The following is an 11,765-nucleotide window of genomic DNA, read 5'->3' on the forward strand; positions in this document are numbered from 1 at the left end:
TTTCTTCTTAGCAAAAAAATATTTCTTAATTATTTTTTAAAATCTTTTATAAGGTAATTTTTAGGATTGTATAATTTTCAAATGTCATTTTTATATTTTGATAAAATTATGGCTTACGTTGATAAATTGATAAAAAAATCAATAAAACGTTTTGAAATATATAATAATTACTATATTTGGATAACTAAACGATAAAACGAAATATGAATAAGACACCCCCTTAAATTATTCTTATTATGATATAGTATCCTTTTAAGAACATTTAGTCCTAAATCCTAATTATGAAAAAAATTACTACCCAAAAAATGGGGGATAGAATTTCTATGCCTAGTCTCAAATGGCCAGTTCTAAGTATTGCATGTTTGTCTTTATTTGCAATTCCTCTAAAAAGTTCAGCATTATCAGCAAGTCATGCTATTTACGCTTCTCAACAATTAAGTGTTCAGGGGAAAGTCCTCAATGAAAGTGGTCAAGCTATTGCAGGCGCTTCAATTATCGTTAAAGGTTCTTCTTTAAGTACTACAACAGATAAGGATGGAAATTTCTCCTTTGAAGTTCCGGCAAATTCTGTTATCGTGATTACCTACATGGGTTATGAGAAACAGGAGCAGCTAGTGAATACCTCAGCAGCCATAACCATCCAATTAAAAGAATCTAATCAAGAATTAGATGAAGTAGTAGTTATTGGTTACGGTACACAATCTAGAAAGGAAACCACCGGAAGTTTAACTTCTGTAAAAGGGGAGGATGTGGCGAAAACACCTGTTCAGAGTTTTGATGCAGCCATGGCCGGACGTTCGTCTGGTGTTCAAGTAAATGCGAGTGCTGGGGTATTAAACTCTGCTCCTGTGTTTAAAATAAGAGGTGCAAACTCCTTATCATTAAGCACCTATCCGCTCGTAGTTATTGATGGAGTTCCAGCTTTTAATGATAATGATGATTCAGGACCTAGTTATGCGGCAAGTAATCCATTGTCAGCGATTAATCCGGCAGATATTGAAAGCATTGATATTGCAAAGGATGCTGCGGCGACGAGTATCTATGGTTCACGTGCTGCAAATGGTGTAATCTTTATTACGACGAAAAAAGGGAAGCGCGGAGCTGCTAAAGTAAATTATGATGGTTGGTTAGGTTATTCAACGGCCAATAGATTGCCTCAGTTATTGAATGCAGAGCAATATGTCGAGATAAAAAATGAAGCCTTAAAAAATGACGGTACATTCAATGATAATAGCAATTATTATGGATTTAGTAAAGATGCAAATGGGAATACAATAAACACCAATTGGTATGATTACATCTATCAAACGGGAGCTTCCCAAAGCCACAATGTCAATATTTCGGGAGCATCCGAAACGACCAATTATTATGGATCTGCTTCTTTTGTAGACCAAGAGGGAATATTTCAAAAAAATGGATTTAAACGCAAGTCCGCGATGTTTAATATCGATAACCAAACAACCAATTGGTTGAAACTCGGTGTTAAATTGAACTTCGCTAATGAAAATAACCTTACCGCAATGGCCACAGGTGGTGGATCTTCAGGATCTTTCCAGTCTTCCTCATCTTCTGGTGCCATGGGACGACTAGCCTTAATCTCTGCGCCTATCGTTGGTCCATATAATAATGACGGTAGTTACAATTATACTTCAAATGGTTTTTTGGGCCTAATGGATAATGAAGGCCACCTAAACCAGTCGCGATTAGGCTTTTACAATGCGGTGGTTTCCTTGGATAATAATTATTCTAATAATACTGGAAATAATATTCAGTCGAATGCGTATGTCCAAATTAAACCCCTTTCTTGGTTGACTTATAAATCCATTTATGGTATTGATTATCGATATGTAAATTATGATAATTATTCTGCACCGATCAGTGGTGAAGCTATTGCAACGAACGGATCTGCCAGCAGTGTTAATTCGAAACGGGAACGTTGGGTTTGGACCAATACATTGAGCTTGGATAAGAAGTTTGAGGACCATAGTATCAGTCTATTGTTGGGTCAGGAACAACAAAAAACGACAGGTTCTATGTTTGGTTTGCAACGCACAGGGCAAACGGATCCACATTACAGCAATATTCAAGGGGGTTGGCAAAATGTGTTTGATTACCGTACCGATAATCAGGAAATTAACAACTACTTATATTCATTATTCTCCAGAGCACAATACGATTTTCAGAAAAAGTACTTCTTGACAGCAAATCTACGTCAAGATGAATATTCAGCCTTAGGTTTTAATAATAAACGTGGGGTTTTCTGGGGTATTTCAGGTGGCTGGGATTTAGCGAAGGAATCTTTTTGGCAGGAGAGTGCCTTGGGAAAACAATTAAATGCTTTCAAATTGAGAAGCAGTTATGGAAAAGTGGGTAATGTTGGTGGATTGGGCGATTTTGGTGCTTTGAATACCTATTCTGCAGTTTTGTATGGTGGGCAATCTGGCTTGGCATATTCGATTACAGGAAACAATGAATTGCAATGGGAAACCAGTAAAAAGTTTGATATAGGTGTTGATTTTGGTTTGTTCAATAGTGCAATTACTGGTGAGATAGGGTATTATAAAAATAATATTGATGGGTTGATATTTGCGGTTCCACTTCCTCCATCTGTGGGTATTCCGAATAGTACAGCAAACTCCATTCTACAAAACGTTGGTGAAATGTTTAACAGTGGTATTGAATTTACTTTATCGGGATCTCCAATCAAAAAGGAAAAATTCTCTTGGAATAGTTCTTTCAACATAACTACCAATAAAAACGAGGTCGTGTCTTTGGCGAATGGTGTGCCAAGCATCATTACTGGTACACTGGATGGGATGAATATTACGATGCCTGGATATGCTGCAGGAATGTTGTACGCAATTGAAACGGCAGGAGTAGATCCAGCGACAGGTAGAAGAATATTTATAGATGGCGATGGAAGAAAGGTGCTTTATCAACAAAGTATTTCTACGACCAATGCGGTAAAGTATCAATGGGAATATGAAGATGGTACGAGAGCTCGTGCTATAACGCCTGCCGATGATGCAAAACCATTTAAAACGACAGCTCCGACTGTGTTTGGTGGATGGACTAATAATTTTTCTTACGGAAATTTTGACTTAAATATCTTGTTGACTTACCAATTGGGTGGATATATGATGAATGGAAATCAGGGTACAATGAGGGATTTAAGGTTTTGGAACAATTCGGTAGATATGATGGATAGGTGGCAAAATCCGGGGGACGAAACCGATATTCCTCGAGTGGTAAATAATGATAATGTATCTAACGGGAATACCCTTCCACTTACACATAATGTGAGTTCTACAGATTATTTAAGACTAAAGAATGTCATGTTGGCTTATACCTTACCACAGGCTTGGGTAAGTAAAGCTAATCTAAGTAATGTTCGGATGTATGTTAGTGGACAAAACTTAGCACTATGGACGAACTATACGGGATATGACCCGGATATCACCACCAATGGAAATAATGCCATCAGACAGGGTATTGATAAGAATCAAGGACCTAATGCGCGTACCATAACTTTTGGTGTAACTGTAGGATTTTAATGGACATTTTAAATAGAGGAAAGATGAAAACTAGGAAACATATTATATTATTTACGGCAGGTTGTTCATTGTTTTTAGCTAGTTGTAAAAAAACCGAATGGCTAAATCCTGAACCTAGCACCTATATTACGGATGGAACGGCATTCAGCACCCCTGAAAGGATATTAAATCAGGTTAATGGTTTATATTCAGGCTTAAAAGCAGGCAACTTTTTAGGAAGTTGGTACACGATTATATCAGATGTGCGAACTGGAGAGTTTCACTGTAGTAATATGAACGCAGCATCTGGAGCAACGATGTATTCTATGTTGCCGCAAACCACTACTTCAGATGTTACTAATATCTGGGTGGCAGGTTATGCTGCAATTAATCGCGTGAATGTGTTTCTGGATGGATTAGATCAGGGTGGCGATGCGGTATTGCAAGCAGACGTGGCGAATGCTTATCGTGCTGAGGCCAAGCTAGTACGGGCAGTGGCTTATTATTATTTATTGCAAATGTATGCACGCCCTTATTGGGATGCTAATGGAAGTAAGCCAGGATTGCCTTTACGATTGAAAGGGAATACGGGCCCTGGTGACTATTCGTTAAAACGAAGCTCGGTTGCGGAAACTTATGCACAGATTATTGAAGATCTTGATTTTGCGGAACAAAACCTGCCAAGCACGTATTCTTCTGCATTTTTAAATACTTCGCGTGCCCATAAAAATACGGCCATAGCGTTGAAAACTAGGGTGTATCTTAGTATAGGAGATTACCCGAAAGTTATCACGGAAGCGAATAAAATAGTTCCATCCACGGGAACATTAGTGGCTGGATCTGGTGTCGCTAATAAATTGGAAGCGAATGTGGCGAATGTTTTTAAATCACCATATACAAGCAATGAATCGATTTTCTCGATGCCATTTACAAGTAACGACAATCCAGGATCAGCAATCTCTCGATATTATTTACCTGGTACAGGCGATGGAGGAACGAGCACAAGTAATGGGGCTGGTGAATATTCATTGAATAAGATAGAAGGTATTTATGCTTCTAGCAATTGGAAAGCAACGGATGCCCGAAAAGGACTGACAGTATTGGGTTCACGTACTGGAAAAGTATGGTTATCGAAGTTTAATCAAGCTTCGCCTTATTTGGACTATGTGCCTGTAATTCGCTATGCAGAAGTATTGTTGAATTTATCGGAAGCGCTAGCAAGAAGTACACAAAGTATTGATAGCCGATCGCTTAGTTTATTTAATGCGGTTTATGGGAGGTCTAATGAAGGTGAATCGTTAGCTACTGCTGATTTTGCCAATGCAACAGCATTTTTAGAGCGGATAATTGAAGAGCGTAGGATAGAGTTTTTAGGCGAAGGAATTCGTAATGGGGATTTGATGCGCTTAGGATTAACAATTCCTGCAAAAAGTCAACATGCTATTCAAGCAATTGCTTCCGATGATCCTGCTTATATATTGCCTATTCCAAGTGATGAATTGATATTAAATAAAGAAATGGAAAATAACGATTAACAAAGATGAAGAATATGATAAAATTAAGCATAGCTACCATCATTGCAGTAATTATATTCTTCGGGAATTTACAGGCGCAAAGTTTAGCGCCTGTCATTCCTAAAGGGCCGCAATATAGTAAATCGAAAAGTGCTGTTTCCATTCCATTAGATTCGACGGTAGTTACTTCGAATTCGATGTTTATACCCGATGTAGTTGAAACCAAACATATTGCCAAACTGCGTAAAGGAACACTTTCTTATACGGCGCAATCTGGTTATATTCAATTGAAAGATGAGGAGGGAAATCCAAAAGGTAACGTGTTTTTCATGGCATATATCGCGAATTCTCCCGACAAAAACCGACCGCTCACCTTTGCATTCAATGGTGGACCTGGATCGGCATCGGTATGGGTAAATTTAGGATTTATGGGACCAAAGCGTCCCGTGTTGACCGATGGAGGTGACGCCGCTTATCCTTACGATTATACAGATAACCCTGAAACTTGGTTAGATAAAACGGATATGGTATTTATCGACCCCATATCAACAGGCTATAGTCGTGCTGTAACGGGAGAGGATCCAAAACAATTTCACGGATTTGTAGAAGATGTACAATCAGTAGCTGATTTTATGCGCTTATATGTGACTAAATACGAGCGTTGGAATTCGAAAAAGTATATCATGGGAGAGAGTTATGGCACTCCACGTGCGGCAGGTTTAGTGCAATACATGCAGAATCGCTATAGTATGTATTTCGACGGAGTAATTATGCTTAGTTCCATTTTGAATATGCAAACTGCCCGCTTCGAAATAGGGAATGATTTACCTTACCACTTATTTTTACCAACCTACACTGCTACGGCTTTTTACCATAAACAATTGGACGAGGACTTGCAGAAAGATCTTCAAGCTACATTGAAGGAAGTAGAACATTTTGCGAATACGGAGTACTTATTGGCTTTAAATAAAGGCTCTGATATCACCGATCAGGAATTTGAAGAGATTACTCGTAAATTAGCTAGATACACGGGTTTATCTGCGGCTTATATTAAAGAGACTAACCTAAGAATCAATATTCATAAATTCTGTAAAGAATTGCGTAGGGATGAGGGTATTACAGTTGGTCGTTTAGATAGTCGCAGTGTGGGAAGAGATTATGATGATACAGGAGAGCGAACCGAATTTGACCCCGCAGGAAAAACTGCAGGTACATTTGCGTCAGCATTAAACCATATTCTACGTGCGGAATTGAACTATAAAAATGATTTGCCTTATGATTTCTCCGGATCAGTGCATCCATGGAATTATAATAACGTTCAAAATAAATATTTAAATGCTTCGGAGTTGCTGCGACAAGCGATGGCTAAAAATCCTGACTTAAAAGTATGGGTTATCGCAGGCTATTATGATTTGGCAACGCCATACCATGCTGCAGAATACGTGTTTAAACATATGAATTTGAGACCAGAACAAAGTAAGCAAGTCTCTTTTACTTATTATGAAGCAGGCCATATGGTCTATATGCCGAAAAATTGTATGATCAAACTTAATTTAGATGCTGATGAATTTTATAAGAAAAAATAATACGATGATCAAACTAGCGTTGAAATCAAGTGTTTTGATGGCTCTTTTATTGATTGCCCAGACCAATCAAGCGCAAGAAGCTATTAAGTATCAATTACCGCCTAAGGGTATAGTTGATTTAGTAGATGCTGCACAAATTCCGGTGCAAAAGTTTAGTAAGGATGGTCGCTATATGCTGTTGTTGGAAGCGCCAGGATATCAAACCATTGAACAGATTTCACAGCCTGTACTTGGCGTTGCAGGTTTACGGATAAATCCCTTGACTAATACCACGGTTGCTGAGCATCCTGGTGTATATAAACAAGTGCTGGTTCGTGATCTAAAGACAAATCAAGAGTTTTCTATTGCTGGATTGCCAAGTAATTTGCAATTGTCCGATGTATTATGGTCATCGAAGGAAGGGTTATTTGCTTTTTTAAATAAATCCTTAACAGATACAGAACTTTGGGTAGTGGATTTGAATAGTAAATCGGCCAAGAAAATCTTGACTCAAGTCAACGATACTTATGGACATACCATGCAATGGAATGCAGATGGTTCGAGTTTATTGGTACAGCAAGTGATTAGTGACCGAGGACAGCTGCCTGTGTTTAATCCAGTACCTTCAGGTCCAATTGTTCAAGAGAATTTAGGCGGAGTTACCCCCTCCAGAACCTATCAAAACCTACTCGCCAATGCATACGATGAACAATTGATGGAATATTATCTATCTTCTCAATTGGTTGAAGTAGATTTAAATGCTGTCGCAAAGCCTATCGGAGTAAAAGGGGTGTTTAGTAAAGTTGATTACTCGCCAAATGGCGCTTTTATCCTTGTACAACGCGTAGTAAGACCATATTCTTACCTAGTACCTATTCCATTATTTCCGCAAGAAATTAGCATTTATACAAGTGCAGGCCAATTGGTGAAAACAGTCTATACACAACCATTAGCAGATAATTTACCTTCCAGTTTTGATGCGGTAATCGAAGGGCCAAGAAGTTTTGACTGGCGTAAAGATAAGCCTGCTGAAATCTTATATATTGTTGCTAAGGATAAAGGAAATCCAGCAACGGAAACAGACGTTCGCGATGAATTATTTGCGCTGTCTGCTCCGTTTGAAGTATCCAATGCGAAGAAAATTTATTCAGGATCTTACCGAATTAGAGATGTTCAATGGTCAGAACAATTTGCTATCGTAGCTGAATCATGGAGAAAAGATCGCTCCTCGAAGTTAAGTTTAGTAGATGCGGAGAAAGGTACACTAATTAAAGTGTTGGCTACTCGAAAATCAGAAGACACCTATACCGATCCAGGAACGTTTATCAGTAATTCCAAAGGATTATTACTAAGCGATGGGAAAGGAGCTGTTTTTACCCAGGGATTAGGAGCTTCAGCCGAAGGCGATAGACCTTTCATCTTGAAATGGGATGTACTCAAAGGTAAACAGGATACCTTATACAAATCCAAAAGGAATTATTATGAAGAACCGCTATTTTTTAACAATACCGGTTTGCTCTATGTAGCAAGAGAATCGGCAAAAGAAGCACCGAATGTCTTTGCTATCGATTTAAAGAAAAAGAAAGAACAACAAATCAGCACTTTTCAAGATCCATATCCTTCCTTGGCTAATGTGAAGAAATCCCTGCTTTCCTACCCTAGAAAAGATGGATTAAGCCTTTCGGCTTCGTTGTATGTACCCGCCGATTTTAAAAAGGGCGATAAGCCACTTCCAGTATTAATATGGGCTTATCCAAGGGAATTTAAAACGAAAGAAGCGGCAGGCCAAGTAAAAGGGTCGCCACATCGTTTTCCACGTTTGGCTTTCAGATCACCCGTGTATTGGGTGACTCAAGGGTATGCGGTGTTAGATCAAGCAGATATGCCAATTGTAGGGGAGGGAAACAGCGAACCAAATGATACTTTTATCCAACAAATCGAAGATAATGCGGTAGCATTAATTGATTACATTGTGGATCTAGGAGTTGCAGATAGGAATAGAATTGCCGTAGGAGGGCATTCCTATGGCGCCTTTATGACGGCTAATTTATTAGCGCATACCGATTTATTTGCAGCAGGAATTGCACGCAGTGGAGCATATAACCGTACGCTAACGCCTTTTGGATTCCAAGGAGAAGCACGTACTTATTGGCAGGCCAAGGAAGTTTACGATGCCATGTCTCCATTTACATATGCTCCTAAAATCAAAAAACCTTTACTCTTGACCCATGGCATGGATGATGAAAATTCAGGCACATTCCCAATTCAAAGTGAGCGTTTATATGCTGCTATTAAAGGCCATGGAGGTGTGGTGCGTTTAGTTATGTTGCCAAAAGAGTTTCATGGTTATCGGAGTAGAGAAGGTGTTTTACATACCTTTTGGGAACAACACCAGTGGTTAGAAACACATGTTAAAAACAAGAAGTAATCGGATGAGGATGAATAAGGCAAAGGCTTCCCTAATAGCATTGTTTATTGGGGTAGCAAGCAGTATTTCTGCACAAGAAGTAACAAGCCCAAAGGCGCATTTTGGATTTGATATTGGAGATGATTATATGTTGGCGAATTATAAACTGATGGAATCTTATTTTCTAACAGTTGCCAAGGAATCAAATCGAGTAAAAATACAAGAAGCTGGTTTGACCGAAGAAGGAAGAAAACAATATTTACTCATCGTTTCATCTCCGGAGAATTTAGCAAAAGTAGAAGACTATCGAAAGATTTCCCAACAATTAGGAAGAGCAGAAGGGCTAACTGAAGAACAAGCCAAGCAACTCTCTAAAGTAGGTAAACCAATTGTATGGATCGATGGAGGAATGCACTCAAATGAGACTGTAGGTTCACATCAATTAATAGAAACCCTGTATCAATTGACCAGCAGTCAAGAAGAAGAAATTAAGAATTACTTGGATAAGGTGGTTATATTGATGTGGCATGTTAATCCTGATGGACAAGATTTGCTTGCTGATTGGTATATGCAATATGAGGATAAAACCAAACGGAATATGGCTATACCTCGCCTATACCATAAATATGTAGGTCATGACAATAACCGCGACTTCTTTATGTTCAATATGAAGGAGGCAAGCAATTTTGCGAAGGTGGTTTATATCGATTGGTTACCTCAAATAATCTACAATCATCACCAAACGTCTCCAGATGGTACCGTTGTCGCAGGGCCACCTTACCGAGATCCATTTAATCATGTATTCGACCCCTTAGTCGTTACAGGGATAGATGGAGTTGGATTTTCGATGATCGATCGATTACATCAAGAAGGCAAACCTGGATATGTACGCATGGATCAATCTGGATTTTCTACTTGGTGGAATGGCGGCTTAAGAACAGCCCCCTATTTTCATAACATGATCGGTATATTGACTGAAATAACAGGAAATCCTACCCCGTCAGAAATTCCATTAGTTGCAGAGCGTCAAGTACCTAGAAATGGATTACCATTTCCAGTTGCTCCTCAAGCCTGGAACTTTAAAAAGTCTATCGATTATTCTGTTTCATTAAATTTAGCCATATTAGATTATGCCTCCAGGAATGGCGATAAATTGCTTTATAACTTTTATAAGGCAGGTAAAAACGCTATCGATCGTGGTAATCAAGATCATTGGACTAACTATTCCAAATATGCAGATCAACTAAAAAAGAATTACGATTCAGACCTCAAAAGCGGAAAGGTAAAAGTAGCGGAAAATAATTCTTTTTACCGTTCTACCATCATTCCGAATAGTTATTACGAAGATATCTATAAAAATCCGAAGAATAGAGATGCAAGAGCTTACATTATATCGGCAGATCAGGATGATTTTGGAACAGCTATCAAGTTTGTCAATGCGCTAAGTAAATCTGGGGTATATGCCTATCAGGCGACTGAAGCATTTGAATACGGAGGCGTGCAATATCCTAAGCATTCCATCATTGTAAAAACCAATCAAGCCTTCCGACCGCAGGTCATCGATATGTTTGAAGCTCAGGACCATCCCCATGATGTAGCCTATGAAGGAGGTCCACCGATCAGACCTTACGATGCAGCAGGATGGACTTTAGCCCTGCAAATGGGGCTGCAGTATGATCGCGTTTTCGAAGAGTTAAACGGTCCATTTCAAAAATTAGCTCCTGGTGATTTTATAGAACCCCCTTCCTTAACACTCCCTAAAAGTAAGTTTGGGTATCAGATCAATGCCAAAGCAAATGATGCATTTACCTTAGTAAATAAACTTTTAAAAGATGGGTATAAGGTATTTCGGGATTTAGAGAGCAAAGATTTCTATGTGGAAGCAAAAGCAGCCGCTCCGTTGAAGGCTTATGCTTCAAAAAATGCCTTAATCATCAAACCTTACCCAGCAAAGCCTAAAGAATTAAAACCTGTGAAATCCCTAAAAATTGGTTTGTACGATCAATATGGAGGATCTATGCCCTCCGGATGGGTAAGGTGGATATTGGAACAATATGGGTATGATTATGAGCTGTTCTATCCACAAGATGTTGATCAGAACCACATTGCTAAATACGATGTCTTATTATTTATAGGGCCAGGAATACCAAGTACCGAAGCTACTAGAGCAAGTCGTATGCCTGCTAAGGATTTAGTGCCAGATAGTTTGCGGTATACGTTAGGAGCCATTAGTGTAGACCAATCCATTCCAGTATTGAAAAAGTATGTAGAAGCCGGAGGGAAAATTATAACCATAGGATCCTCTTCAGAATTGGTATATCATTTTAATCTACCGGTAGAAAACCCGTTAATGGAGTTAAATAAAGAGGGGAAAAGCGTAAAGCTATCCAATATCAAATATTACATTCCGACCAGTATTTTAAAAGCTAGCTTGCATCCCAATCTTCCCGAAAACTACGGGTTGAAAAAAGAGGTGAATATCGTTTTCAATAATAGTCCGGTCTTTAAATTTAAAGAAACCAAAGATTTATACTCTTTAGGAGAAATTACCACAGAACAATCGTTATTAAGTGGATGGGCTCACGGGCAACATTATTTAAAAGGCGTGAGTATAGGGCTAGTTTCTAACCTAGGAAAAGGAAAATTAATTGCTATTGGACCTGAAGCAACGAATAGGGCACAAAGTCATGGTACCTTTAAGATGTTATTCAACCAGCTTTATCAATAATGAAGTTTCCGCTTCATA

5 protein-coding genes are annotated in these 11,765 nt (G+C 38.7%); all 5 read left to right on the forward strand.

Annotation, left to right across the window (positions count from 1 at the left end; genetic code table 11):
* The first annotated feature begins 281 nt into the window (after positions 1–281).
* The 5 genes from ACFRAE_RS15095 to ACFRAE_RS15115 are packed head-to-tail and all read left to right on the forward strand — an operon-like array spanning position 282 to position 11,747.
* Positions 282–3,554: a SusC/RagA family TonB-linked outer membrane protein gene (locus ACFRAE_RS15095; protein ID WP_422798002.1), complete on the forward strand. Its 3,273-nt coding sequence runs from the start codon at positions 282–284 to the stop codon at positions 3,552–3,554.
* Between the two features lie 23 nt (positions 3,555–3,577).
* The gene (locus ACFRAE_RS15100) at positions 3,578–5,068 is read left to right on the forward strand and encodes a RagB/SusD family nutrient uptake outer membrane protein (RefSeq protein WP_422798003.1); all 1,491 of its coding nucleotides are present in this window, start codon (positions 3,578–3,580) and stop codon (positions 5,066–5,068) included.
* A 14-nt stretch (positions 5,069–5,082) separates the two neighbouring features.
* A complete protein-coding gene (locus ACFRAE_RS15105) occupies positions 5,083–6,633 on the forward strand; it encodes a S10 family peptidase (protein ID WP_422798004.1) in 1,551 nt (516 codons plus the stop codon).
* Positions 6,611–9,040, forward strand: a complete 2,430-nt coding sequence (locus ACFRAE_RS15110; RefSeq protein ID WP_422798005.1) for an alpha/beta hydrolase family protein — start codon at positions 6,611–6,613, stop codon at positions 9,038–9,040. Before ACFRAE_RS15105 ends, ACFRAE_RS15110 begins: the two co-directional genes overlap by 23 nt.
* A 10-nt stretch (positions 9,041–9,050) precedes the next feature.
* Entirely contained in the window at positions 9,051–11,747 is a 2,697-nt protein-coding gene (locus tag ACFRAE_RS15115; protein ID WP_422798006.1) for a M14 family metallopeptidase, read from the forward strand.
* The last annotated feature ends 18 nt before the right edge of the window (positions 11,748–11,765 follow it).

The sequence above is a fragment of the Sphingobacterium sp. HJSM2_6 genome, assembly GCF_049316305.1.
Taxonomy (GTDB): domain Bacteria; phylum Bacteroidota; class Bacteroidia; order Sphingobacteriales; family Sphingobacteriaceae; genus Sphingobacterium.

Bases quoted from the DNA above. Each gene is read 5' to 3' on its own strand.
- ACFRAE_RS15115 (WP_422798006.1), top strand. From the start codon at position 9,051: ATGAATAAGGCAAAGGCTTCCCTAATAGCATTGTTTATTGGGGTAGCA.
- ACFRAE_RS15105 (WP_422798004.1), top strand. From the start codon at position 5,083: ATGATAAAATTAAGCATAGCTACCATCATTGCAGTAATTATATTCTTC.
- ACFRAE_RS15110 (WP_422798005.1), top strand. From the start codon at position 6,611: ATGAATTTTATAAGAAAAAATAATACGATGATCAAACTAGCGTTGAAA.
- ACFRAE_RS15100 (WP_422798003.1), top strand. From the start codon at position 3,578: ATGAAAACTAGGAAACATATTATATTATTTACGGCAGGTTGTTCATTG.
- ACFRAE_RS15095 (WP_422798002.1), top strand. From the start codon at position 282: ATGAAAAAAATTACTACCCAAAAAATGGGGGATAGAATTTCTATGCCT.